Here is a 24,673-nt window from a genome sequence, read left to right as displayed (position 1 = left end):
GGCTATGAGGGTGCGGGGGAGAGGAGACAGGAAGTCAGCTCAGGGTGATGCCCCAGTGCAGGGTCAAGGTCTCGTCGGGGTCGAGGTGCCGGATGCCGAGGCCGCTGTTCAGGGCATCGGCGGGCGCGGTCATCGGCTCGATCGCGACGGCCAGGCTCTGACCCGGGTAGCGGGGCGTGGTGTAGACCTGCACGTAGTCGAAGCCCTCTCCCTGCCAGAGCGTGACCCGCCGACCGTCGGGCGCGGTGAGGGAGTGGCGCACGATCCCATCCGCGTCGCGTGCGAGGTCAGCGAACCCGGTGTCGAGGGAGACATCGCCGAGGCGCACCCCTTCGCGCAGAGCGGCGTCGGCCGGGCGGGTGCCGGTGGGGAGCAGTCGCTCGTCGGTCTCGATGGCGGTATCGGCGGGTATTCGCAGGATGAGGTCGTGCGGATCGACGTCGCCGATCGTGACGAAGGGGTGGGTCCCGAGCGCGACCGGGGCCGGAGCGGCCGAGCGGTTGGTCAGGGTGTGCGCGACATCGATGCCGTCGGCGGTCAGGGTGTACGTGACGGCCGTCTCGATCAGGTACGGGTATCCGGTCTGAGGCACGATCGTCGCACGGAGCACCGCTGCCGTCTCGGTCTGGTCGACCTCGTAGGCCGTGAACCGCAGCAGGCCGTGGCTCGCGTTGCCGAGTTTCGGCTCCGTGATGGCGAGCTGTCTGGCCGTTCCCGCATCGTCCCACCGGCCGTCGCGCACCCGGTTCGGCCAGGGTGCGAGCACCACTCCGGAGCACGCGGGAGTCGGCGAATCCTCGGGGTACGGCGGCACGAGGTCGATTCCGTCGATGCGCAGCGAACGGAGCGAGGCGCCGACCTGGGCGATCTGCGCGGTGACGTCGCCGAGTTGCAGGGCGATCTGGGTGCCGGTGGGGGAGACGGAAATCACCTCCTCAGCGTAGGGGCACCAGCGCGGCACCGGGGGTCTGTGCGGTCTCTCAGGAGCGTCGGCTAGACTTGAGCGGTCGGCTTCGGACACCCGCGCGATGGCGCGGACGTTTTATGTGTGTGAAGTGTGAGTCCAGGGGCCGATGGTGAGCGTCGCTCGACGCTAATCAACCATCACATGAATGGCCCCGGCCGCTGACAGTCCGGAACCCCGCTGGTCGAACTAGACCAGGCGCTGGGTGCTCGCGCGTGCGCGCGGCGCTGTTCTCGTGCGAGAACACAGAAAGAACACCGCAATGCCGAAGAACAAGAAGCCCCGCGGCGGGCGTCCCGCTGCCAACTTCGAGCCGCGCTACGGCGCCAAGAAGACGTCCTTCCACGATCGCCACAGCGGCGGACCCGCCCGTGACGGTGCGCGCGAGGAGCGTGGCGGAGATCGCCGCACCGCGTCTGCCGCCGGCGGCTACGACCGTCGTCCCGGCAGCCGCAGCGCCGGTCACCGGGGCTACCGCCCGGCCGAGGCCGAGGGCAGTGCTCCCAAGCAGCGGTGGGGTGCGTCCGAGCGCGCAGGTCGCGATGAGGCCCGCGCGATTCGCAACCGTGCCGAGTCCGGTCGCCGTGAGGCTCCGCACCACCGCAACGACGAGCGCTCCGAGCGTCCTCGTTACAACGACCGACCCAGCGCCGGCGGCCGTTTCGACGACCGTCCGCGTCGCGATGACCGTGGCGGACAGCGTCCGACCGGCCCCGGCACCTACCGTGACGACCGTGGCGGAGACCGCCCCCGGTACGACCGCGACGACCGTGCGCGTCGTGACGACCGCGGTGCCGGCACCCAGCGCCAGGGCTTCCGCGACAACGACCACCGCGATGGCGGACGTCCGGTTCGGGACGATCGCCGTGGCGGCGAGCGTCCCCGCTTCACCAATGACCGCGGCGCCGAGCGTCCCCGCTTCAACGACCGCGGTGACGACCGCCCGCGCTTCGATCGCGACGAGCGTCCGCGCCGGGATGACCGTGGCTTCGACCGCACCCGCTCGAACGACCGTGGTGCCGAGCGCCCCGAGCGTTCCTATGACGCCGACCGCGCACGTCGCGCTTTCGACCGTGACCGCACCCAGCGTTCGTTCGAGGGTGGGCGCGAGCGTCCGTCGACCGGTGGCGCCTATCGCACCGAGCGTCCCCGTCCGCTGACCTCGGACACCCGCGGCCGTCCGGCACGCAATGAGCGGCCGAGTCGCAACGACTGGAACGCCACGAGCCGTCCGGCCTCGACCGGGGCGAAGTTCACACCCGGCGACGACGTGGTCCACGAGCGCCTCGAGGCGAAGTCCGTCGCCGCGGTCGAGGTCGATGGCGTGACCTTCTCCGACCTCGGTCTCGGTTCGAACATCGTCGAGACCCTGGGTGGGATGGGCGCGGCGACCCCGTTCCCGATCCAGGCCGCCAGCATCCCGGCCGTTCTTGCCGGTCGCGACGTGCTCGCCCGTGGTCGCACGGGTTCCGGTAAGACCATCGCCTTCGGTGCGCCGCTCGTCGAGCGCGTGCTGCAGTCGCAGGCCGGTAAGCGTCGCGAGTTCGGCCGCTCTCCCCGTGCGATCATCCTCGCTCCGACGCGTGAGCTCGCGCTGCAGATCGACCGCACGATCCAGCCGATCGCCCGCAGCGTCGGTCTCTTCACCACGCAGATCTACGGTGGTGTGCCGCAGGGACGCCAGGTGGGTGCGCTCAAGAAGGGCGTCGACATCGTGATCGGCACCCCCGGCCGCATCGAGGACCTGATCAACCAGGGCAAGCTCGACCTCTCGGACTGCCGCATCGCGGTGCTCGACGAGGCCGACCACATGTGCGAGCTCGGTTTCGTCGAGCCGGTGCAGCGGATCCTGCGTCACACCGCGGACGGCAGCCAGAAGCTGCTGTTCTCGGCGACGCTGGACCGCGAGGTCGCCGCGCTCGTCGACGAGTTCCTGGTCGACCCCGCCGTCTACGAGGTGGCGGGTGAGGACCAGGAATCCAGCACGATCGAGCACCGCGTGCTCGTGATCGAGCACCGCGACAAGGCCGACATCCTGACCTCGCTCGTCGACCGCGACGGCAAGACCCTCGTCTTCGCCCGCACGCGCGCCTACGCCGACATGCTCGCCGAGCAGTTCGACGACGCGGGCATCCCGGCCGTCTCGCTGCACGGAGACCTGAACCAGGCCAAGCGCACGCGCAACCTCGAGCGTCTCACCTCCGGCCGCGTGAACGTGCTCGTCGCGACCGATGTCGCCGCCCGTGGCATCCACGTCGACGACATCGACCTGGTCGTCCAGGCTGACGCCCCGGACGAGTACAAGACGTACCTGCACCGCTCGGGTCGCACCGGTCGTGCCGGTCGTTCGGGTCGCGTCGTCACGCTGATCACGCGCCAGCGCCAGCGCCGTATGACGGAACTGCTCGACCGCGCCGAGATCGACGCTCCGTTCGAGAACGCCCGCGTGGACGACGACGTGATCGAGGAGATCGCCGGTCGTATGCCGACCTCGGCGGACCTGACCGCCTGAGGCGCGTTCATGAAGGCCCCGTTCCGCTCGCGCGGCGCGGGGCCTTCGTCGTGCGGGGCCTTCGTCGTGCGGGGTTCGTGGGCGTGCGGGGTCAGGCCGGTTCGTGGACGTGGACGGCGGACGTCAGAGTGGTGCCGTTGAGGTCGAGGTAGATGACGCCTTCGGTCACGGTGAGCGTCATGGTGTTCCGTCGCTCGATGAGTGCGGCCGCCGACTCGATGAAGCCGGGGTCGAAGCTGTAGACGCGGAGGTCCTCGCGGCGGTGGATGCGCTTGTCGGTCCACGGTGCCATCACCTTGGCGGGGTCGCGGTGTGTGTACACGACGGTGCGTTCGGCGAGACGGCTGCCGTAGTGCAGGCGCTCGGCATCGGGCGCTCCGATCTCGACCCAGGCCGTGATCAGTCCGGTTAGGTCGCGCACGAGCACCGCCGGTTCCTCGGTCGAGGAGATGCTGCCGCCGAAAGCGATGCCCTCGGCGAACTCCAGCCCGTACGCCAGCACGCGCGTGAGCATGTAGGCATCGGTCTCGGACGGATGCCTCGCCACTCGCAGCGAGTAGTCCTCGTAGACGCCGCGATCGGTGTCAGCGAGCTGCACCTCGAATGTGTGGACTGTGGAACCGATCGCCATGATCCTCGAGCCTACGCGGGTGCGGGAGACGAGACCGACCACCCGGTCAGAAGAGCATCGGCTGCGCGGGTGATGACTCGGATCGCGCACTGGGTGTGAACGCCACCCGGGGACCCGACTGCACGTGGCCCTGTCCCGGTCGAAGCCCCCGCCTGGGGTAGTCGTCCTCGTGGCGGCCGTCGAGTCCGTGCATGCGGATGAGCGGGCGCGCGCGCTTCGCGAGCCATTGCCTGTACCCCTTCGGCGCCTCGGCGGACGCTCCCGGATACAGTCCGCGATATGAGGAGACGAGGTCGGGACGGTGCTCTTCGAGCCACTGGAAGAACCACGGCTTCACGCCGGGTCGCAGGTGCAGGGCTCCGTAGATGACCGAGCGGGCCCCGGCCTCTTTGATGCGTATGAGGGCGCTGTCGATCGCGGCGAGCGAGTCGGTCATGTGCGGCATGATCGGCATGAGGAAGACGGTCACGGGGAAACCGGCATCCGCCAGCGCCCGCACGGTGTCGAGGCGGGCCTGTGTCGTCGGTGCCCCCGGCTCGATGGCCTTCCGCAGGTCGTCGTCGTACATCGCGATCGACATCTGCACGTCGATCGGCACACGCTCGGCGGCCTTCACGAGCAGCGGGATGTCGCGGCGGATCAAGGTCCCCTTCGTGAGGATCGAGATCGGGGTTCCCGACGTGGCGAGCGCCTGGATGATCCCCGGCATGAGCTTGTAGCGCCCCTCGGCGCGCTGGTACGGATCGGTGTTGGTCCCGAGGGCCACGGTCTCGTGCTCCCAGCTGCCCTTGCGCAGCTCGCGTTCGAGCACCTCGACGACGTTCACCTTGACCACGATCTGCGAGTCGAAGTCGGACCCGCCGTCGAGGTCGAGGTACTCGTGCGTGCCGCGGGCGAAGCAGTAGACGCAGGCATGAGAGCATCCGCGGTAGGGGTTGATCGTCCATGCGAACGGCATGCGTGATGCACCGGGAACGTGGTTCAGGGCCGATTTCGACAGCACCTCGTGGAAGGTCATGCCCGCGAATTCGGGAGTGGTGACCGAGCGCAGCACGCTCGATCGGTCTTCGAGGCCGGGGAGCGCCGCCGCATCCGTCTCGCCGAGTTTCTGTCCTTGCCACCGCACTCGACTATTCGAACAGATGATCGATATCTGCGCAAGCCACTCTCATAATTATCTTCGAATGAGATAATGACGCAATGCCCTTTCTGCCGCACGCTCAGCATGCGGCGCCGCGGTCTCCGATACGCGGACCTGCTCTGCCGATCGGTGTCGCCCTGACGGCGATCGGGATCCTGTGCTCGATCGGTTCCGGTCCGGTGCCGCCGTCCGGCGCCGACCCCATGCCGGTGCCGGTCGCGGTGGTCCAGGTCCCCACAGTCAAGGTCGCTGCGACCACGGCGGCCGACCCCTGCGCCGAGCCGTCGGTGCAGCAGGCCATCGCGAACGGCGACGATGCCGGCGCGGTCGCGGGCTTCGGAGGCGGTGCGGCTTTCCGGGAGGCGGTGGTGGCGGGCAATGCCCCCTGCATCTCGCTCAACGATCCTGCGCGCCTCTGGGTGGTGGTGAACAAGTCGCTGCCGCTGAACCCTCCCGCGTATGAGCCGACAGACCTTGCGCAAGTGCCGCTGCAGATGACCACGCCATCGGGACGCGTGCGCTCCGACGTCGCCGACGCGGTCGGTCGGATGGCGGACGCGGCAACCGCTGACGGCGTCGGGCGCATCGGCGGGAACAACGGTTATCGCTCCTACGGGCTGCAGGTGACGACCTACGGATCCCATGTGCGTTCTCAAGGCCAGGCGGAAGCGGACGCGGGCTCGGCGCGGCCCGGACACAGCGAGCACCAGACGGGTCTCGCGCTCGACGTGGTGGCGTGCGGTGCGGGCTGCGGTGGCCTCGACGGCTTCGGCGGCACGGCACAGAGCGACTGGGTCGCCGCTCATGCCTGGGAATACGGATTCATCGTGCGTTATGAACAGGTGGGAACTCCGGTCACCGGATATGCTCCGGAGCCCTGGCACCTCCGTTACGTCGGGGTCGATCTCGCAGCGGCCTATCACGACGGGGGATTCCACACCCTGGAGGAGTTCTTCGGGCTTCCCGCAGCACCCGACTACTCCCACTGAATCGGGCCTGAACTCCGCGGTTGCGGCTTCCGACAACCGCGGTACCCAGTGTCACCGTTTATGGGATGCATTCTCACAAGCTCCTGTCCCCGGCCGTCTCTGCGACATAGAATCACCGGAGCAACGATGCATGAGACGTTCAGGAGGACGGCATGGAACGCGACATCTACGACGAGGATCACGAGGCTTTCCGGGACCTGGTCAAGGACTTCGTCAAGCGCCACGTGACAGGCGAAGCGATCGAGCGGTGGGATGCCGCGGGTGAGATCGACCGGGCGACCATGCTGGCCGCCGGTGAGGCCGGTCTGATCGGGCTCTCGGTCCCCGAGGAGTTCGGCGGCGCGGGGATGCTGCAGGACTACCGCTTCCGCACGATCGTCATGGAGGAGGTCATCGCCTCCGGTGCCGGTTCGCTGGCCGGCGCGTTCGGCATCCAGGACGACCTGGCCGTGCCCTACCTCGTGCACATGGGAACGCAGGAGCAGAAGGAGAAGTGGCTGCCCCGCATGGCGACCGGTGAGGTGCTCGGTGCGCTCGCGATGACCGATCCCGGCGCGGGCTCCGACCTGCGCGGGATCAAGACCAACGCCAAGAAGGTCGACGGCGGCTACATCCTCAACGGCGCGAAGACCTTCATCTCCTCCGGAACGACTGCCGATGTCGTGGTGACCTTCGTCAAGACCGGTGAGGGCAACCGCCCAGACGCGTTCAGCCTGCTGCTCGTCGAGAAGGGCATGGAGGGCTTCGACCAGGGCAAGAAGCTCAGCAAGATGGGCTTCCACGGCTGGGACACGGCCGAGCTCAGCTTCACGGACGTGTTCGTCCCCGACGAGAACCTCATCAGCGGCAAGGAGGGTCAGGGCTTCATCCAGCTGATGCTCAACCTCCCGCTCGAGCGTCTGTCGATCGGCGTCGCCGCAGCTGCGGCCGCACAGGCAGCCCTCGACTGGACCATCGCCTACACGAAGGACCGCGAGGCGTTCGGCGAGCGCATCGCCGACTTCCAGAACACCCGCTTCCGGCTCGCCGACATGTCTGCGACCACCGACGCGATGTGGGCCTACATCGACCGCGCGCTGCTGGCCTACTCGCAGGGGAAGCTCTCGGCCGAGGATGCCGCGAAGGTGAAGTTCTGGGCGACCGAGCGCGAGTGGGAGGTGCTCGACACGGGAGTGCAGCTGCATGGCGGCTACGGCTACATCATGGAGTACCCGATCGCCCGCGCGTTCACCGACGCCCGAGTGCACCGCATCTACGGCGGCACGAACGAGATCATGCGCGACCTGGTCGGACGACAGATCGTCGGTAAGCGCTGAGCCGTTCTCCTGGAGAGGCCCCGGATGATGCATCCGGGGCCTCTCCTCGTCTCCAGGGGAGCATTGCTCGAGATACCGGTCTCACCGGCATTCAATAGAACAAATCTTCGAATCTCGACACGACTCGCGATAAAATGAAGCATGTCCAGATTGACCGCGTTGCACGAGGCGATGTCCCGCCTCGATGAGGCGTGGTCTGACGCTGATGACTCTGGAGAGCTGTCGCGGAAGCAGCTGATCGCGGTGAGCGAGTCGATCGGGGTGTTGCGGCGCCACCTGGATGCGGTGCAGGTCTCGGTGGCGGCGTGCATATCGCGTGAGTCGCGCCCAGAGCTCGGAGCGGAGAGCCTGGCGAAGCAGCAGGGCTACCGCAACCCGGCGAAGATGATCGCGGCCGCGACGGGAGTGTCGACGGGCGATGCCTCGCTCCTGGTCAAGGTGGGCGAAGCGACCGCACCCCGCAGTGACCTCCTGGGCGCCCGTCTGCCGGCGAAGTACCCAGCGGTGAGTGCGGCACTCGACTCGGGTGCGCTCGGCGCTCCGGCTGCCGCGACGATCATCGCGCTCCTCGATCGCTGTCGGATCGCCGCCGGAGCGGAAAGGATCGCCGAATGCGAGCTGATGCTGACGGAGAAGGCAACCGGGTTGGGACTCGACGACGTGCGTAAACTCGTGGTCCGTGCGGAAGCATGGCTCGACCCGGACGGCCTGGAGCCTCGGGAAGAGGAGCGACGCAGCAAGCGTGCGCTATCGCTGTTCGAGCGTGACGGCATGGTGCATCTGAACGCGGTGCTCGACGTCGAGACCGCGGCTCCGGTGGTCACTGCGATCCGGGGGTACGTGACCGCCGCGTTCGCCGCGCGAAAAGATGCGCCCGACGCGGACGCGCCCGATGCGGACCGCCGGACGGTGCCGATGATCCAAGCTGATGCTCTGGCGGTGTTCTGTGCGCACGTGCTCGGATGCGAGCGGCGGGTGCCGGTCGCCGGTGCCACGGTGGTCGTGCGGATGAACCTCGACGATCTGGAAGCCGGCACGGGGTCGGCGACCGTGGATGGTGTCGATCACCCGGTCAGCGTCGGAGCTGCGCGCAGGATGGCGGCCGGTGGCGGTGTGATCCCGTGTGTTCTCGGCGGCGACAGCGAGATCCTCGAATGGGGTCGGGAGAAGCGGCTGTTCACCCGGGCACAACGGCTGGCGCTCGTGGAGCGCGACGGGGGATGCGCGATGTGCGGGTTGCCGCCCGAGATGACGAAGGCGCATCACATCCGGTGGTGGAGACGTGACCGCGGGCCGACCGACCTCTCCAACGGAGTGCTGCTCTGCGAAACGTGCCACCACCGCATCCATGACAACGGGTGGGAGATCCGTATCGAGGCTTCCGGGAGTGGGAGGGGGAGTGGGGCGCGGGTGTGGTTCATTCCGCCGCCGTACGTCGACCCTGCGCGGATCCCGAGGCTCGGTGGACGGGCACGCTTCGACATCGCGGCTTGAGTGCCGATGCTCCCGAGGGAGTGCGCTGCTGCGTGGTGCGCTGCCGAGTGAGTGCGCTGCCGAGTGAGTGCGCTGCTGCGTGAGTGTGCTCCCGAGTGAGTGCGCTGCTGCGTGAGTGCATAGGCATTCGCGCTGGCGTCCGCATGAGCATCCGCACTCATGCCAGCGGCTCAGCAGCGGCCTCGCGGGCGGCCTTCGACGCGGGGGAGGCGGCGCCGATCTTCCAGTACCCGCAGAAGCTCACGGCGTTCTTGTCCACACCGCGCTCGCCGACGAGATGCTTGCGCGCACCCGAGGCGAGCGCCTGCTCACCAGCCGCATACGCGTGGAAAGGCGCATCCGGCAGGGCGGTGCGTGCCAGCGTCTCCAGAGCAAGCCTCCCGGGAGCGACGTCATGCGGGCGCACGATCCACACCAGCTCCACGCCGGCGGGATGCGTGAATGCGAGAGCATCCTCCTCGCTCGGCACCTCCACGATGACGGTGCCCACCGCGGCGGCAGGCAACGAGGCGCAGATCGAGGAGATCGCGGGCAGGGCGGTCTCGTCGCCCACCAGCACGACACGCTCCACGCCGCGCTGCGGGTTGAACGTGAGGCCCTCGTCGATCATCAGCACATGCTCGCCCGGCTCGCAGGTCTCCGCCCACCGCGACGCCGGGCCTGCTGTGCCGTCCGCGGCCGAGCCGTGCAGCACGAAGTCCACGTCGATCTCGGCACCGGCATCCGTCGCCGCCGGACGGTACGCCCGCACGCTGTAGTTGCGCATCACCGGACGCTCGCCGTCGGGGATGCGCAGGAACTTCAGGTACCCGAACACCTTGTTGGCCTTCGCCGGCACCCGGTCGAGGCCCGCATCGCCGCCGATCGGCAGGAACAGCCGGAACCACTGGTCGAACCCCATCGGGCGGAACTTCTCGATCTCGCCACCGCCGAGCGTCACCCGGATCCAGTGCGCCGACAGCCGTTCCGTTCGCAGCACCGTCAGGTGGATGAGCTCGGACGCCTCGGGCTTGACCATCTTGCTGAACGCCATCGGATGCCTTTCAGGGAAGCAGCCAGGGGAAGAAGACGACGAAGATGGCCGCAGATGCCAACAGAGTCGCGACGGTGAAGACGGTGTCTCGCAGGCGGAACGGGACCAGGTGTCGCTCGGTGCGAGTCGGATGCGCACCGAACGCCCGAGAATCCATCGCCAGTGCGACGCGCTCGGCATGGCGGATCGCGCCGGCGAGCAGCGGCACGATGTACCCCCACCCCCGGGCGATGCGTGCGAACGGTCCGCGACCGCCGTGATACCCGCGCACCCGATGGGCCGCCCTGATCACGGAGAGCTCGTGCCCGAACCTCGGCACGAAACGGAAGGCCGCCAGTGCCGTGTAGCCGATCCGATACGGCACCCGCAGCTGCTGCACACTGGCCCGCACCAGGTCGGGTCCACTGGTGGTGAGCCCGCCGACGAGCGCGAGCGCGACGATCGAGCCCAGCCGCAGCGCTGTCGCGAAGCCGAGGAGCAGAGCCCCGCTGTAGAGCGTCCAGTCCCCGATGCGCACGACGGGAGCGGTGTCCTGGACCAGTCCGGTGTCGACCCACAGGGAGAAGCCGACGCCGATCAGAAGCATCCCCGTGGGAAGAGCGAGCAGCAGCAGGGCGAGCAGTCGCACCGTCAGACGCGCGCCCACCAGGATCAGTGTGTAGGCGAGCACCAGGAACGCGGCCGGGGTCGCCAGGTCGCGCACGAACACCAGCAGCACCATCGCGGGTGCGAAGCCGGCGACTTTCGCGAGCGGATTCAGCCCGTACAGGAACTGCCGGCGCGACGTCGCCGTCATGCGTGCGTACGGGTCGAACGTCGTCGCGGTCATGAGCTCACCCCGAGGCCGGCGGACGCCAGCACGCGTTGCAGGGCCGGCAGCCGCAGCCCCGCATCCGTGAACAGCTGTTCGTCCTGCAGGAGCGCGGCGGTGGGCCCGACCGCCCGCACCCGACCCTCGGCGAGGAGCACGACGTGGCTGGCATGCTCGGCCACCAACTGCAGATCGTGTGTGACGATCAGGATGGTCGTCCCGTCTGCGCGCAGCCCCTGCAGCAGACCGAGCAGCTCGGCGGCCCGCGCGCGATCCTGTCCGAAGGTCGGCTCATCGAGCGCCAGCACACGGGGTCGGGTGATCAGCGCCGTGCCCACCGACAGGCGCCGCTTCTCACCGCCCGAGAGCAGGAACGGATGCACGTCCGCCTTGTGCTCCAGTCCGAACCGGGTGAGCATCTCGTCGACTCTCGCCGTGATCTCGGCGGCGGGCACATGGCGCAACCGCAGCCCGTGGGCGAGCTCGTCGAACACCGTCGGGGCGATGAACTGGTGCTCGGGATTCTGGAACACGAACCCGATCCGAGCGGCGAGGTCGCGGGGAGACGCGGTCGCCGGGTCGATGCCGTCGACCGACACCTGTCCGCGTGGCGGGGGGACGACGCCAGCGAGCGCCTGGATCAGCGTGGTCTTGCCCGCTCCGTTCGCACCCACGATCGCCGTGAAGCTGCCGGGGGCAAGGTCGAGGTCGACACCGTGGAGGATCTCGGCACGACGCCGGCGCACCGTCAGCCCCCGCGCGCGGATGATCGGCTCGACCCGCGTCGTCGCCACGCTGTGCTCGTCGGCACTCCTCCCGTCGGCACTCTGCTCGTCGGCACTCTGCTCGTCGGGGCTCTGCTCGTCGGCCGCGGACCCGGCATCGCTCGACGGGGACACGAACATCTCGCGTTCGAGAGCGACGGCGAGCTCCTGGGGTGACAGTGGCAGCGGATCGAGCGAGAATCCCTGGTTTCGGAGACGGAGCGCCGCGAGCGTGGCCGCCGGAAGCCACACGCCCATCCGGACCAGCTCGTCCGCACGCTCGCGGATGATCTGGGACGCCGGCCCGTCGAAAGCCACCCGGCCCTCGCGGTCGAGCACGATCGTCCGCGTGACGAAGGCCATCGCCGCATCGAGGTTGTGCTCCACGAGCAGGATGGCACGGTCGCCCGCCGCGACGACTTGAGCGAGGGCGGCGTAGACATCGTCGATGCCCTGCGGATCGAGGTTCGCCGTCGGTTCGTCGAGCACGATCAGGGGAGACCCCATCGCGAGAGCGCCGGCGATCGCGAGTCGCTGTCGTCCGCCACCGGAGAGGTGATCGGGGTTCGCGTCCCGCCGTTCCCAGAGCCCGACCCGGCGCAGTGCCTCCTCGACCCGGCTCTCCACCACGTCGAGAGGCAGCAGCAGGTTCTCGGGGCCGAACGCGACCTCGTCGTAGACGCTGCCGGTGACGATCTGCGCATCGGGGTCTTGGAACACCATGGCGACGCGGGTGCTCAGCGTGGCCGTCTGGGTGCTCGCCGTGTCGATGCCGCCGGCCTCGACCGTGCCGGTCATCGTCGCCGGAAGCGCGTGCGGGATGAGCCCGTTGAGGGCGAGGGTGAGTGTCGACTTGCCGGAGCCGGAGGGTCCGAGCAGCAGCACGACCTCTCCCGCGTCGATGTCGAAGGTCACGTCGCGTGGAGAGGGGTGCGCCGCATCGGCGTGGGTGAGCGAGAGGTCACGCACGCTCAGCAGGGGCGCGGATGGGCGCACGGCGGAGTCCCGGGTCGACGGATCGTACCCCTCTAACTTAGCTGAGCCTTACCTGATTATCCACGCGCGCAGAAGCCCTCCACGGGATGACATCGATCATCCGTCGGACGGACGTGGAGCGGCCCTGGGAACAGGCATCGTCGTAGAGGCGCTGACCGCGCCGCAAGAACGAGGGAGCGCCGTGCCACAAGACACGAACACGAACACGATCGCCCGACCGCACCGCACTGCTCGGCGGGGGCGGCCGACGTCTCCGCCCGAGTCGGATGCGGCACGCCCCCGCGGCGAACGAGGCCGGATGGTCGGCATCGACTTCGCGCGCTTCCTGGCGATCATCGGCATGTTCTGCGCGCACCTGCTCCCGCCGGCAGGCATGCCCGGCCACGTCGAATGGGTGTCGACCATCGTCGACGGGAACGCGTCGACCCTGTTCGCCGTCGTCGGCGGGATCAGCGTCGTGCTCGCCACCCGCTCCTACCTGGAGCGCGGCTACGTCGCCGCCGCGCGGTGGGCGATGGCTGTGCGGGGTGTGCTCGTCATCCTCATCGGGGCCACGCTCGCCCTGGCGCCGGGAAGCATCGTGGTCGTCCTCGTCTACTTCGGCGTCGCCATGCTGTGCAGCATCCCGTTCCTCAGGGTGAGTCCGCGCTGGTTGCTCGTCTCCGCGGCGATCCTCGCGATCACGGGACCGATCCTCAACGCCTTCCTGCGACAGGCGCTGGAGGTCATCGGAGAGGGCGGCGGAGTGTCGTGGCCGCAGTGGGCGGAGCCGGCGGTGGCACTGCGCGCGATCTTCGTCACCGGCACCTATCCGGTCGTGACCTGGATCGTCTACGTGCTCGTCGGGATGGCCGTCGCCACACTGCTGATCGCCGCTCGACGCAACGGCACGGAGAAGCGATTCGTCGCGTGGACGGCCGGCATCGGCGCCTTCCTCGCCGTGCTCGCCGTGTCGACCAGCGCGCTCGTCTACGAGTTCTTCGGGCGCGCGGCCCTCGTCGCGACCATGCCGCCCGAGGCCGCTGCCGCCACCGAGAGCATCATCGGCACACCGGGCTTCGGCGCTCCGCTGTCTCCGCAGTGGTGGGCGCTCGCGCTGCAGACGCCGCACACGGGGACGACCCTCGACATCCTGCGCGGGGTCGGCATCGCACTCGTCGTCATCGCGAGCATGCTGTTCCTCGCCGGAGTCCTCCCGAAGACCGCACTCCGGGTGCTCGAGCCCGTCCGGGCGGCGGGAGCCGCTCCGCTCACGGTGTACACGGTGCACGTGCTCGCTGCGGCGGCCACCTCGTTCGTGCTGCTGTCCGGTGTGATCGACGCGTCGGTCGAGATCCCGTGGTGGTACCTCGGTCCGGCGATCCTCGGCATCCACATCCTCGGGGCGATCGTCATCGGCGCGATCCTGGCCGCGCTGAAGCGTCGCGGTCCCCTCGAGGCGCTCGTGAGTTCGGTCTCGGGCGCCGTCGCGCGGCGGCTGGGTGGAGTACCTAGCGGCGGGCGACGCCGGCGCGGCTGAGTGCCGAGCCGATCGCGAGGCCGATGGCCGTCCACGCGATCGGCCCGAGCACCGAGATCGCGAGGTAGAGGATCTGCGCCCACAGCGGCATCACCGAGAGGTGGGCGGCGAAGAACACCACGACCGCCACGAAGACGCCGATGATCGCCGCCGAGAGGAAGAAGCGCCACGGGCCCCAGGAGCGGTAGCGGGTGAGGGCGGCCACCCCCTCCTGGATCAGGCCGAACAGCAGCGCGGTGCCGATGAACCGCAGCGCCCACGCCGGGTTGAAGGCGCTCGCGATCAGAGCGGCGAACACATGGGTGATCAGTGCGACGAGCGGGAGGCGCAGCACCTCCTGCGCGATGATGCCCGGCAGCACGTGCGAGCCGAGGACCAGGCCGTAGAGGAACAGCAGGGGGCTCGCCAGCAGCACCGGAGTCACCCACCCGGCGATACCCGCGAGGATGCCCGTGGCGACCCCGATGGCCGCGCATACGAGCAGGACGCGGGTCGTCAGGACAGAGGTGCGGGCCACCTCTCCAGCTTACTGTCGACGTATCGCGAGGGCGGCCGTGGATAACCCTGGCCGATCGGCGAATGCCGGGTGACCGATCGGCCAGACTTCCTGAGAATCGCCAGGGTCGGGCATATGTTGGCCGCGGTGCAGCAAGAGGGCCGCACCGTGATCATCGGGAGCACCACATGGGTCGAACACCCCTCCGGATGGCGGCAGCCACCACCCTGGCCACGCTGTTCATCGCATCGACGGCAACCGCGGGCTACGCGACGGAGGAGGTGACGCACCCCGTCCCCGTCGCAGGCACACCAGGGCACTACATCGTGGTGATGAAGTCGGATCCGCTCGCCACCTACGAGGGCGACGTCAAGGGTCTGAAGGCCACCAAGCCCGCCGAAGGCGACCAGCTCGAGACGCAGTCGCAGGATTCGCAGCGCTACGTCGAACATCTCCAGACCGAGCAGAACGACCTCGTCAGCGACATCGGGGTCACGCCGGACACCACGTATCAGGTCGTCCTCAACGGCTTCAGCGCCGACCTCAGCGGCGAGCAGGTCGATGCGCTCCGCGCCTCGAAGGACGTCCTCGGCGTCTACCCGGATGAGATCCGTCACCCCGACGCGCAGAGCTCGACCGACTACCTCGGCCTCGGCGACGACCGCAAGGGCACGGGCGGGGTGTGGCAGCAGACCGGAGGCGTCGCGACCGCCGGAGAGGGCGTCGTCGTCGGTGTGATCGACACCGGCATCGCCCCGGAGCACCCCTCCTTCGAGGGCAAGAAGATCAAGAAGCAGAAGAAGCAGAACACCCGCAACAAGGGCGGCCAGCCCTACACCGACGGCACGTACGTCTACTTCGACAAGTCGGACGGCGGGCAGTTCCAGGCCGCGATGGTCGAAGGCCAGGACTGGGACAAGAGCGACTACTCGTCGAAGCTCATCGGCGGACAGTACTTCTCCGCGGGAGCCGAGGCCGCAGGCTTCGACTTCCAGTACGACTACCTCTCTCCGCGTGACGGCGACGGCCACGGCTCGCACACCGCCAGCACCGCGGCCGGCAACTTCAAGGTCAAGGCCAGCATCGAGAACGTCGACTTCGGCACGATCTCGGGCGTCGCGCCGGCGGCCAAGATCTCGGCCTACAAGGCCTGCTACGTCGGCCCCGACACGACGGTCACCACCGACGACATCTGCGCGCAGAGCGACCTGATCGCCGCGATCGACCAGGCCGTCGCCGACGGCGTCGACGTGATCAACTACTCCATCGGCGGCGGAGCCGCGAGCACCGTGATGGCTCCGGAGGACCTCGCGTTCTTCAACGCCGCGGCCGCAGGCGTCTTCGTGGCGACCAGCGCCGGCAACGACGGGCCCGACCCGGTCACGGCGGACCACGCCTCGCCCTGGTACACCACGGTGGCCGCATCGACCATCCCGACCTGGGAGGGCACCGTGCAGTTCGACGGGTTCGCGCAGGCCGGAGCCTCGGTGAGCGTGCCGTTCGGTCAGAAGGTCACCGGACCGTCGATCGCCGCGGTGGACGCCGCGGCGGCGGGCGCCGTCACCCCGCAGCTCTGCCTGCCTGGCACCCTCGACCCGGCCAAGGTCGCCGGACACATCGTGGTCTGCGACCGCGGCGGCAACGCTCGCGCCGAGAAGTCGCAGGTCGTGAAGGACGCCGGCGGCATCGGCATGGTGCTCGTGAACGTGCCGGGTGGAGCCGACTCGCTCGACAACGACTTCCACGCAGTGCCGACCGTGCACCTGAATGCCGTGCACCGCGCGGCCGTGCTCGCGTACGTGCAGGGCGGAACGGACCGCCCGATCACGCTCGTGGGTGAGAACACCACCGGCGTCGTCACCCCGACGCCGCAGATCGCGGGCTTCTCCAGCCGCGGACCCATGCTGGCCGACGGCAGCGATGTGATGAAGCCGGATGTCGCGGCTCCCGGTGTCGCGATCCTCGCGGCGACCGAGAACGCTCCGGGGGAGAAGCCGACGTTCGGCATCCTCTCCGGCACGTCGATGGCCGCGCCCCACGTGGCCGGCCTCGCCGCGCTCTACCTCGGCGAGCACCCCAAGGCGACGCCGGCGGAGATCAAGTCCGCGATGATGACCACCGCCTACGACACCGTGCTGCCCGACGGATCGAAGAACACGAACCCGTTCGAGCAGGGCGCGGGCCAGGTCGACCCGAAGCGGTACCTGAACCCCGGTCTGCTCTACCTCAACGGGGTGAAGGACTGGGCGGCGTTCCTCGACGGGAAGGGCCTGTCGGACTTCCCCGGGATCGACCCGATCGACGGCAGCGATCTGAACCAGGCATCGATCTCGATCGGTTCCCTGACCAGTGCGCAGACCGTCACCCGCACGGTCACCTCGACCGAGAAGGGCACCTTCACGGCCAAGGCCTCGGTGCCCGGAGTGAACGTCAAGGTCACGCCTCAGCAGCTGAAGTTCGATCGTCCAGGCCAGACCAAGACCTTCACGGTGACGTTCGACAACGCCACCGCGCCGGTGGAGCAGTGGGCCACGGGTTCGCTCACCTGGACCAGTGCGAAGAACACGGTGCGTTCGCCGATCGCGCTGTTCCCGGTCACGGCTGATGCGCCGGCCGAGGTCACAGGCAGCGGCGTCGACGGCAGCACCGCTGTCGAGATCACTCCCGGTCTGACCGGCGACCTCGCGCTCGGGCTCTCGGGTCTGACGCCGTTCGAGCTGCTGGCCGACGCGGACAACCCCGTCGAGGGCCACTCGGGTGACGAGAAGTCGGGCGATGCGAACAAGGACGTGTCGTGGATCGTGAACGTGCCGGAGGGGACGACCCTCTCGCGGTTCGACCTCGATTCGTCCGACGACAAGGGCAGCGACCTCGACCTCACCGTGTACCGGGTGGTGAGTCCGGATGACCTGCAGTACTACGAGCGCTGGCGTTCGGCCACCGGCTCGGCGGACGAGCAGGTCACGATCCCGTCGCCGAAGGCCGGAACCTACCTCGTGGTGGCGAACATCTACTCGACGACGGGTCCGATGACGTGGGACATGACCTACGCCAACGTGCAGGCCGACGGCGAGGGCGACCTCACGGCGACGCCGAACCCGCTCGCGGCGGTGCGCGGCAAGAAGGTGTCGTACAACCTCGGCTGGACCGGTCTGACCGCCGGCGCCCGTTACCTCGGCGTCGTGCAGTACGGCGACTCCGACGTGCGCACGGTGCTGACGGTCGACGTACCGGCGGCGAAGGCACCGGAGACCCCGGCACCCGAGACGAAGGCACCGGAGACCCCGGCTCCGGAGACTCCGGCACCCGAGGCACCACCGACGGATGCGCCTCCGACGAATGCTCCTCCGACGAGTGCTCCGGAGACGGCGAAGCCGGAATAGCCCCTCGACAGCACGACGCCCCGCGGTCTCCCTTCCGCGGGGCGTCGTGTGCGTGGCGCTCGGAAACAGGCGATCCCGCGAAAACAGGCCGATTCGTGAGGCAGCTGCCTGATGTGGCGTGAATGCCTGATGCGGCGGGGTGAACGGACATGCCCGGCATCCGTTCATCGCGCCATCAGCGCCGCTCGTCGCAGCGACAGCGGCGAGCAGCCATGTCGACAGCGGCGTCTTCCTAACGTGGGGGAACGCAACGTCGCGTATCCCGAGGAGACCCCCATGACCGCACCTTCGTCGCGCCGCCGCGACGGCGCCGGACTCGTCGACGACGAGCCGGTGATCGCCACCGACCCGAACCTCCCACCCGTCGCCCTCTCTGCGGAGCACGAGGCCAAGAGCCGCCGCTGGACCCTCCCGAAGATCCTGCTGTGGACGGCCATCGCCCTCCTCGGCGGTGTCGCCTGGGTGATGCTCGCCATCGTGCGCGGCGAGACCGTGAACGCGATCTGGTTCGTGTTCGCCGCCGTCTGCACCTACCTGATCGGCTATCGCTTCTACTCCAAGGTCATCGAGCGGTACATCACCCGCCCCGACGACCGCCGCGCCACGCCCGCCGAGGTGAAGCAGGACGGGAAGGACTACGTCCCCACCGACCGCCGGGTGCTCTACGGCCACCACTTCGCCGCCATCGCCGGCGCCGGCCCCCTCGTCGGCCCCGTGCTCGCGGCGCAGATGGGCTACCTCCCCGGCACCATCTGGATCATCGTCGGTGTGGTCCTCGCCGGAGCCGTGCAGGACTACACGGTGCTCTTCTTCTCGATGCGCCGCGGTGGCAGGACCATCGGCCAGATGGCGCGGCAGGAGCTCGGCAGGATCGGCGGCACCGCCGCGATCATCGCCTCGCTGCTCATCATGCTCATCATCGTCGCGATCCTCGCGCTCGTCGTCGTCAACGCTCTGGGCGAGAGCCCGTGGGGCGTGTTCTCGGTCGCGATGACCATCCCGATCGCTCTGTTCATGGGCGTGTACCTCCGCTACCTGCGTCCGGGCAAGGTGACCGAGGTCTCGATCATCGGCTTCGTGCTGCTCATGGCCGCGATCATCGGCGGTGGCTGGGTCGCCGGCACCGAGTGGGGCCAGGCGATCTTCCACCTCGACCGCACCACCATCGCGTGGGGCATCATCGTCTACGGCTTCATCGCCGCAGTGCTCCCGGTGTGGCTGCTGCTGGCCCCCCGCGACTACCTCTCGACCTTCATGAAGATCGGCGTGATCGTCATGCTCGCCGGTGCCATCGTGCTGGTGCGTCCCGAGATCACGGTCCCCGCGGTCAGCATCTTCGGGGAGAACGGCATGGGTCCGGTGTTCGCAGGTCCGCTGTTCCCCTTCCTCTTCGTGACGATCGCGTGCGGAGCGTTGTCGGGCTTCCATGCGCTGATCGCCTCCGGCACCACTCCGAAGCTCGTCGAGAAGGAGCGCCAGACGCGCTTCATCGGCTACGGCGGCATGCTCATGGAATCGTTCGTCGCGATCATGGCACTCGTCGCCGCGATCTCGATCGACCAGGGCATCTACTTCGCCATGAACGCCCCGGCCGCCGCGACAGGGGGCACGGTCGAAGGGGCAGTGGCCTTCGTGAACTCGCTCGGCCTGACCGGGGTCAACCTGACACCCGAGATGCTCACGGGCACAGCCACGCTCGTCGGCGAGGAGTCGATCGTCTCGCGCACCGGTGGCGCACCCACCTTGGCCCTGGGCCTCGCGCACATCATGCAGCAGGCCCTCGGCGGGCAGGCGCTCATGGCGTTCTGGTACCACTTCGCCATCATGTTCGAAGCGCTGTTCATCCTCACGGCCGTGGATGCGGGAACCCGGGTCGCCCGGTTCATGCTGCAGGACTCGATCGGCGCCTGGTTCCCCAAGTTCCGCGACGTCTCCTGGCGCCCCGGGGTGTGGGTCTGCACCGCGATCATGGTGGCCGGCTGGGGAGCGATCCTCATCCTCGGCGTCACCGACCCGCTCGGCGGCATCAACACCTTCTTCCCGCTGTTCGGCATCGCGAACCAGCTGCTCGCCGCGATCGCGCTCGCCGTGGTGATGGCCATCGTCGCCAAGCGCGGCAAGAGCTACATCAAGTGGCTCTGGATCATCGGGCTGCCCCTCGCGTTCACCGCAGTGGTCACGATCACCGCATCGCTGTACAAGATCGCCTCCCCGGTGCCGGCGATCGGCTACTGGGCGAACCACTTCCGCTACGTCGCCGCCCGCGACAGCGGAGACACCTCTCTCGGTGAGCCGGCGGTCCTCGACGCGGTCATCCGCAACACCGCCGTGCAGGGCACGCTGTCGATCGTCTTCGTGACTCTCGCGATCATCGTGATGGTGGCGGCCGTGATCGTCACGATCAAGGCGATCCGCAACGGAGGCGGCGAGAACACCGAAGACGCACCCGTCGCCTCGCGCCGGTTCGCTCCGGCCGGCTTCCTGCCGAGCGCCGAGGAGCGAGAGCTCGAGAAGCAGTGGGAGCCGATCCTGGCCGATGAGCGCAAGGCATCGACCCACTGATGTCCACGGACTGAGATGGCCGACACCATGAATCGGACGGATGCCGCGACCACCCTCCTGCGGACGCTGCTCGGCGCCGTAGCACGGGCGGGCCGCGGCATCCGCTGGTACATCACGACTCTGATGGGCGACAGTGCCTATGCGACATACGTCGCCCATCACGGTCGCGTGCATCCCGGCGAGGAGCCGCTGACCGAACGGCAGTTCTGGCGGCAGCGGATGGACGACCAGGATCGCAACCCCGGTGCCCGCTGCTGCTGAGCGCGGCAGGCCCAGTGCCTAGGCTGAGGGCATGACCGACGTCGTTCTCGCAGCGATCCTCGGCGTGCTCGGCGGTATCGTCCTCTCGGTGCTCCTCCTGCTCGCGCGCCGACTCGCCCGCGGTGCCGCAGACCTGGGGAGCGACGCCGAACAGGCCGCGCTGACCGTGCTGCACCAGGCGAGTCTGGCGGCACCGCATCTGCGTGCTGGACTGTCCGACCCCGATGTCGTCAAGGCCGCGCGGCACCTGCGGGTGCTGCTCGGCAGCGCGGCGGTCGCGATCGTGAGCGCCGAGGGCACGGTGTCGTTCGACGGGCCGTCCGACGGGTTGGAGTCCGCCGCCCGTCGCATCGCCACGAGAGTGGCGGAGTCGGGGCGGAGGCAGGTGTTCCCCGCGCCCGGTGCGGACGACGACCTCGAGGCCGTCGGGGCGCCGATCCTCGTCGACGGACGCGTGATCGGAGTCGTGGTCGCTTTCGCCGCGCCCGTGCGCGCCGCGTTGGTGCGTGCTGCGGAGGAGGCGGCCGACTGGTGCGCCGCACAGGTCGAACTCGGGGGCCTCGATGCGTCCAGGACGCAGTTGGCCGAGGCGGAGCTGCGGTCGTTGCGTGCGCAGATCTCGCCGCACTTCATCTACAACGCCCTCACGGCGATCGCCTCCTTCGTGCTCACCGATCCGGCACGGGCGCGCGAGCTGGTGCTGGAGTTCGCCGACTTCACCCGCTACTCGTTCCGTCGGCAGGGGGAGTTCACGACGGTCGCCGAAGAGCTCGGCAGCATCCACTCGTACCTCGAGCTCGAACGAGCGCGGTTCGGGGACCGCCTGCGCGTGACGTTGCAGATCGCACCGGAGACCCTGGCCACCGTCATCCCCTTCCTCTCGGTGCAGCCGCTGGTCGAGAACGCCGTCCGGCACGGACTCGAGCCCGGCGAAGGGGGTGGAGAGATCCGCATCGCCTCGCGCGACGACGGCACGCATACCGAGATCACGGTCGAGGACGACGGGGTCGGCATGGATCCAGAAGCGCTTCGCGCGACGCTGACTGCGGGCGAAGACGGTGTCCACGTGGGTCTCCGCAACGTCGACACCCGGCTGCGCCAGCTCTACGGTGCGGACGGCGCTCTGGTCGTCGAGACGAACACGGGCGCCGGTACCCTGGTGCGCATGCGGGTCCCGAAATCCCAGCCGCAGCATGACCCGGACGGCGACGGTCGAGCATGACCAGGAGCGCGCTGCCGATCGATGTGCTCGTCGCGGATGACGAGAGACCCGCCCTGGACGAGCTGGTCCATCTGCTGCGCATGGACGCGCGCATCGGCACGATCGTCACCGCATCTTCGGGCGCGGAAGCTCTGCGGCTGTTGTCGGAACGGGCGGTGCGGATCGCCTTCCTCGACATCCACATGCCGGGGCTCGGCGGGATGGAGCTCGCGCGTGCGCTGCTCGCCCTCGCCGAACCGCCGGCCGTCGTGTTCGTGACCGCCGACGATGCCAGGGCGGTGGAGGCGTTCGAGCTGCGTGCCGCCGACTACCTCCTCAAGCCCGTGCGCATCGAGCGGCTCCGCCAGGCGGTCGGGCGGGTGGTCGAGGTCGCAGAGGCTCCGACCCCCGGCGATGACGAGATGCTGCCGGTCACGGTCGGGTCGGTGGTGCGGTTCGTGCGTCGCAGCGAGGTGCGCTGGGTACAGGCTCAGGGGGACTACTCGCGGCTGCACACCGGCGACGGTGCGGGGCATCTGGTGCGCACGCCGATCTCGGAACTCGAGACGAGGTGGGCGGACGCAGGGTTCCTCCGTATCCACCGCTCTTCGCTCGTGCGCACCGCCGCCGTGACCGAGGCCCGGCTCTCCGGCGCTGAGCCCGCGGTGTCCATCGGCGCCGTCTCGCTGCCCGTGAGCAGGCGCCTGGTGCCCACGGTGCGAGATGCCCTGCTGCGCGGGGAGGCCGGGGGATGACGGAGAAGCCGAAGCGCGTGCGCGTGACCGCTGATCTGCCCGATCGGCGTCCGGCGGCCTTCACGAGAGGCATCGCACTGCCGGGCGCGCCGGTGGACGAGGCGGATGCGGTCTACGCGAGGGCTCTGATGCGCAGCCAGCTCCGACTCGCGCTCGGAACGATCGCGGGGTTCGTGGTCGTGGTCATCGCGCTGACCCTGGTGATCGCACTGATCCCCGAGGTCGGTCAGGTCATGGTCTGGGGGCTGCCGCTGTCGTGGCTGCTGCAGGCCTACGCGTTCTACCCGATCATCGTCGTGTTCGCGGTGCTCTACGTGCGCACGGCAGTGCGCAACGAACGCCGATACCGTGCGCTCCGGGATCGCGAGTGAACGCGGTCCTCGACCTCATCGGCGTCGCGCTCGTCATCGCCGCGACGCTGTTGATCGGCATCTACGGTCTGCGCATCTCGCGCACGACCAGCGACTTCTTCGTCGCATCCCGCACAGTGCGGCCGGTGTGGAACGCCTCGGCGATCAGTGGAGAGTACCTCTCGGCCGGCACGTTCCTCGGGCTGTCCGGCCTGGTGCTGCTCGACGGCGCCCGCGGCTTCTGGTTCCCGATCGGGTATGCGGCCGGCTATCTGCTCGTCCTCGCGTTCGTCGCTGCCCCGCTCCGACGCAGCGGGGCGTACACGATCCCGGACTTCATCGAGGCGCGGCTGGAGTCACGGTCGGCGCGCCGTGTCACGAGCATCGCTGTGCTGGTCATCGGGTGGCTGTACATCGTGCCGCAGCTGCACGGAGCGGGGCTGACACTGCTCGTCGTCGCCGGGCTGCCGGAATGGGTGGGTGCCGTGACCGTCGCGGTGCTCGTCGCCGCCGCGGTCGCCGCGGGAGGCATGCGCGCCATCACCTATGTGCAGGCCTTCCAGTACTGGCTCAAGCTCACAGCACTCCTCGTGCCCGTGGTCTTCATCGCGTTCGCGCTCAGCGACGGGCCGCACGACTTCGATCCAGCGCACGTGTTCCCCGTCGAGGCCGGGCCCTCGGGGTTCGACGCCTACGAGACGGCGTCCCTCCTGCTCGCGCTGCTGCTGGGAACCATGGGTCTGCCGCACGTGCTGGTGCGCTTCTACACGAGTCCGACCGGGGTCTCCGCACGACGCACGACCGTGATCGTCATCGGCATGGTCAGCGCCTTCTACGCGGTGTCGAGCACGATGGGACTGCTCGCGCGCATCGCCGCTCCCGACCTCGCCGTTCCCGGCGTCGCGGACACGGCCGTGCTGCTGCTGCCCTCGCGCGTGTTCCCCGGGGCGTTCGGCGAGCTGTTGACCGCGCTGATCGTCGCGGGGGCGTTCGCTGCCTTCCTGGCGACATCCGCCGGCCTCGTGGTGTCGCTCGCCGGCGTGATCAGCCAGGACGTGTTCTCCGGATCGGTGCGGTCTTTCCGGTTGTCGGCGATGCTGTGTGCGCTCGTGCCGCTCGCCGTGGCGCTGCTGACGGCGCCGGCCGGCCTCGGGTCGAGTGTCGGCGTGGTGTTCGTGGTGGCGGCGTCGACGCTCTCACCGGTGGTGCTGCTCGGCGTGTGGTGGCGGGGGCTCACCGCTCGAGGAGCCGTGGCGGGGATGGTGTCCGGTGGATGCGCGGCCGGACTCGCCCTGCTGGTGCACGCGCTGGTCGGCGGCATCGGAGTCGCGGCCCCCTACCTCGCGCAGCCCGCCGCGTGGAGCATCCCGCTGGCCACGGCGGTCACTGTCATCGTCTCGCTGCTGGATCCGCGGGGTCCGTCGCCGCGCACGGAGCGCTTCCTCGCGCGCGTGCACACCCCCGAGCGCGGCTGAGTGCACCGTACCCGTCGCGC

General features: G+C 69.1%; 19 protein-coding genes. 12 read left to right on the top strand and 7 right to left on the bottom strand.

Translation table 11 applies throughout. From position 1 onward, the window contains the following. Positions 1 to 34 precede the first annotated feature (34 nt). A complete protein-coding gene (locus RN51_RS12490) occupies positions 35 to 931 on the bottom strand; it encodes an aldose 1-epimerase family protein (protein ID WP_197073251.1) in 897 nt (298 codons plus the stop codon). A gap of 295 nt (positions 932 to 1,226) precedes the next feature. Between RN51_RS12490 and RN51_RS12485 the strand changes: the two genes are divergently transcribed. After that, positions 1,227 to 3,476 (top strand): DEAD/DEAH box helicase, encoded by a 2,250-nt coding sequence (locus RN51_RS12485; RefSeq protein WP_045264338.1) that lies wholly within the window; start codon positions 1,227 to 1,229, stop codon positions 3,474 to 3,476. Positions 3,477 to 3,567: 91 nt separating this feature from the next. On the opposite strand, the gene RN51_RS12480 is transcribed toward RN51_RS12485, so the two are convergent. Further along, positions 3,568 to 4,107, bottom strand: a complete 540-nt coding sequence (locus RN51_RS12480) for a YaeQ family protein (RefSeq protein ID WP_045264337.1) — start codon at positions 4,105 to 4,107, stop codon at positions 3,568 to 3,570. 46 nt (positions 4,108 to 4,153) lie between these two features. Then, positions 4,154 to 5,233, bottom strand: coding sequence for an Rv2578c family radical SAM protein (locus RN51_RS12475; protein WP_045264336.1), 1,080 nt, complete (start codon positions 5,231 to 5,233; stop codon positions 4,154 to 4,156). A 74-nt stretch (positions 5,234 to 5,307) separates the two neighbouring features. Between RN51_RS12475 and RN51_RS12470 the strand changes: the two genes are divergently transcribed. The 3 genes from RN51_RS12470 to RN51_RS12460 all read left to right on the top strand — a co-directional run bounded on the left by RN51_RS12470 (position 5,308) and on the right by RN51_RS12460 (position 9,047). Then, the gene (locus RN51_RS12470; protein ID WP_045264335.1) at positions 5,308 to 6,237 is read left to right on the top strand and encodes a M15 family metallopeptidase; all 930 of its coding nucleotides are present in this window, start codon (positions 5,308 to 5,310) and stop codon (positions 6,235 to 6,237) included. 152 nt (positions 6,238 to 6,389) lie between these two features. Continuing rightward, positions 6,390 to 7,553: an acyl-CoA dehydrogenase family protein gene (locus tag RN51_RS12465; RefSeq protein WP_045264334.1), complete on the top strand. Its 1,164-nt coding sequence runs from the start codon at positions 6,390 to 6,392 to the stop codon at positions 7,551 to 7,553. A gap of 141 nt (positions 7,554 to 7,694) precedes the next feature. Beyond that, the gene (locus RN51_RS12460) at positions 7,695 to 9,047 is read left to right on the top strand and encodes an HNH endonuclease signature motif containing protein (protein WP_045264333.1); all 1,353 of its coding nucleotides are present in this window, start codon (positions 7,695 to 7,697) and stop codon (positions 9,045 to 9,047) included. Between the two features lie 157 nt (positions 9,048 to 9,204). Here the strand turns inward: RN51_RS12460 and RN51_RS12455 are convergent, their stop codons facing one another. From RN51_RS12455 to RN51_RS12445, 3 genes are read right to left on the bottom strand one after another with little or no spacing between them, the layout of a single operon-like run. Next, the gene (locus RN51_RS12455; RefSeq protein ID WP_045264332.1) at positions 9,205 to 10,080 is read right to left on the bottom strand and encodes a siderophore-interacting protein; all 876 of its coding nucleotides are present in this window, start codon (positions 10,078 to 10,080) and stop codon (positions 9,205 to 9,207) included. Between the two features lie 10 nt (positions 10,081 to 10,090). Further along, a complete protein-coding gene (locus RN51_RS12450; protein ID WP_045264331.1) occupies positions 10,091 to 10,909 on the bottom strand; it encodes an energy-coupling factor transporter transmembrane component T in 819 nt (272 codons plus the stop codon). Then, the gene (locus tag RN51_RS12445) at positions 10,906 to 12,651 is read right to left on the bottom strand and encodes an ABC transporter ATP-binding protein (RefSeq protein WP_045264330.1); all 1,746 of its coding nucleotides are present in this window, start codon (positions 12,649 to 12,651) and stop codon (positions 10,906 to 10,908) included. Before RN51_RS12445 ends, RN51_RS12450 begins: the two co-directional genes overlap by 4 nt. A gap of 298 nt (positions 12,652 to 12,949) precedes the next feature. Between RN51_RS12445 and RN51_RS12440 the strand changes: the two genes are divergently transcribed. Further along, positions 12,950 to 14,170, top strand: coding sequence for a heparan-alpha-glucosaminide N-acetyltransferase domain-containing protein (locus tag RN51_RS12440; protein ID WP_156149175.1), 1,221 nt, complete (start codon positions 12,950 to 12,952; stop codon positions 14,168 to 14,170). Here RN51_RS12440 and RN51_RS12435 read toward each other — a convergent pair. After that, positions 14,142 to 14,687, bottom strand: coding sequence for an ECF transporter S component (locus tag RN51_RS12435; RefSeq protein ID WP_045264328.1), 546 nt, complete (start codon positions 14,685 to 14,687; stop codon positions 14,142 to 14,144). The genes RN51_RS12440 and RN51_RS12435 overlap by 29 nt on opposite strands. A 167-nt stretch (positions 14,688 to 14,854) precedes the next feature. On the opposite strand from RN51_RS12435, the gene RN51_RS12430 reads away from it, so the two are divergent. The 7 genes from RN51_RS12430 to RN51_RS12400 all read left to right on the top strand — a co-directional run bounded on the left by RN51_RS12430 (position 14,855) and on the right by RN51_RS12400 (position 24,653). Further along, the gene (locus RN51_RS12430; RefSeq protein WP_197073250.1) at positions 14,855 to 18,049 is read left to right on the top strand and encodes a S8 family serine peptidase; all 3,195 of its coding nucleotides are present in this window, start codon (positions 14,855 to 14,857) and stop codon (positions 18,047 to 18,049) included. Between the two features lie 276 nt (positions 18,050 to 18,325). After that, positions 18,326 to 20,611 carry a carbon starvation CstA family protein gene (locus tag RN51_RS12425; protein ID WP_045264327.1) on the top strand — a complete coding sequence of 762 codons (2,286 nt, stop codon included), beginning with the start codon at positions 18,326 to 18,328 and terminating at the stop codon, positions 20,609 to 20,611. A gap of 15 nt (positions 20,612 to 20,626) precedes the next feature. Further along, on the top strand, positions 20,627 to 20,872 hold the full coding sequence (locus tag RN51_RS12420; RefSeq protein ID WP_045264326.1) for a YbdD/YjiX family protein: 246 nt from the start codon (positions 20,627 to 20,629) through the stop codon (positions 20,870 to 20,872). 31 nt (positions 20,873 to 20,903) lie between these two features. Continuing rightward, on the top strand, positions 20,904 to 22,094 hold the full coding sequence (locus RN51_RS12415; RefSeq protein WP_045264325.1) for a sensor histidine kinase: 1,191 nt from the start codon (positions 20,904 to 20,906) through the stop codon (positions 22,092 to 22,094). After that, on the top strand, positions 22,091 to 22,828 hold the full coding sequence (locus RN51_RS12410) for a LytR/AlgR family response regulator transcription factor (protein WP_045264324.1): 738 nt from the start codon (positions 22,091 to 22,093) through the stop codon (positions 22,826 to 22,828). The genes RN51_RS12415 and RN51_RS12410 overlap by 4 nt, the downstream gene beginning before the upstream one ends. Then, complete coding sequence (locus RN51_RS12405) at positions 22,825 to 23,199, top strand: hypothetical protein (protein ID WP_045264323.1); 375 nt, start codon at positions 22,825 to 22,827, stop codon at positions 23,197 to 23,199. The genes RN51_RS12410 and RN51_RS12405 overlap by 4 nt, the downstream gene beginning before the upstream one ends. Beyond that, positions 23,196 to 24,653, top strand: coding sequence for a cation acetate symporter (locus RN51_RS12400; RefSeq protein WP_045264322.1), 1,458 nt, complete (start codon positions 23,196 to 23,198; stop codon positions 24,651 to 24,653). The genes RN51_RS12405 and RN51_RS12400 overlap by 4 nt, the downstream gene beginning before the upstream one ends. The last annotated feature ends 20 nt before the right edge of the window (positions 24,654 to 24,673 follow it).

The sequence above is a fragment of the Microbacterium oxydans genome, from assembly GCF_000956405.1.
GTDB classification, from domain to species: Bacteria; Actinomycetota; Actinomycetes; order Actinomycetales; family Microbacteriaceae; genus Microbacterium; species Microbacterium oxydans_C.
The sequence above is the reverse complement of the archived record's forward strand: the minus strand, read 5'-3'. Positions and strand labels throughout refer to the sequence as shown.

Excerpts from the sequence above, each read along its gene's own strand:
- RN51_RS12485 (WP_045264338.1), top strand. The coding sequence starts at position 1,227 with ATGCCGAAGAACAAGAAGCCCCGCGGCGGGCGTCCCGCTGCCAACTTC.
- RN51_RS12480 (WP_045264337.1), bottom strand. The coding sequence starts at position 4,107 with ATGGCGATCGGTTCCACAGTCCACACATTCGAGGTGCAGCTCGCTGAC.
- RN51_RS12470 (WP_045264335.1), top strand. The coding sequence starts at position 5,308 with ATGCCCTTTCTGCCGCACGCTCAGCATGCGGCGCCGCGGTCTCCGATA.
- RN51_RS12465 (WP_045264334.1), top strand. The coding sequence starts at position 6,390 with ATGGAACGCGACATCTACGACGAGGATCACGAGGCTTTCCGGGACCTG.
- RN51_RS12460 (WP_045264333.1), top strand. The coding sequence starts at position 7,695 with ATGTCCAGATTGACCGCGTTGCACGAGGCGATGTCCCGCCTCGATGAG.
- RN51_RS12455 (WP_045264332.1), bottom strand. The coding sequence starts at position 10,080 with ATGGCGTTCAGCAAGATGGTCAAGCCCGAGGCGTCCGAGCTCATCCAC.
- RN51_RS12450 (WP_045264331.1), bottom strand. The coding sequence starts at position 10,909 with ATGACCGCGACGACGTTCGACCCGTACGCACGCATGACGGCGACGTCG.
- RN51_RS12440 (WP_156149175.1), top strand. The coding sequence starts at position 12,950 with ATGGTCGGCATCGACTTCGCGCGCTTCCTGGCGATCATCGGCATGTTC.
- RN51_RS12430 (WP_197073250.1), top strand. The coding sequence starts at position 14,855 with ATGGGTCGAACACCCCTCCGGATGGCGGCAGCCACCACCCTGGCCACG.
- RN51_RS12425 (WP_045264327.1), top strand. The coding sequence starts at position 18,326 with ATGACCGCACCTTCGTCGCGCCGCCGCGACGGCGCCGGACTCGTCGAC.
- RN51_RS12420 (WP_045264326.1), top strand. The coding sequence starts at position 20,627 with ATGGCCGACACCATGAATCGGACGGATGCCGCGACCACCCTCCTGCGG.
- RN51_RS12415 (WP_045264325.1), top strand. The coding sequence starts at position 20,904 with ATGACCGACGTCGTTCTCGCAGCGATCCTCGGCGTGCTCGGCGGTATC.
- RN51_RS12410 (WP_045264324.1), top strand. The coding sequence starts at position 22,091 with ATGACCAGGAGCGCGCTGCCGATCGATGTGCTCGTCGCGGATGACGAG.
- RN51_RS12405 (WP_045264323.1), top strand. The coding sequence starts at position 22,825 with ATGACGGAGAAGCCGAAGCGCGTGCGCGTGACCGCTGATCTGCCCGAT.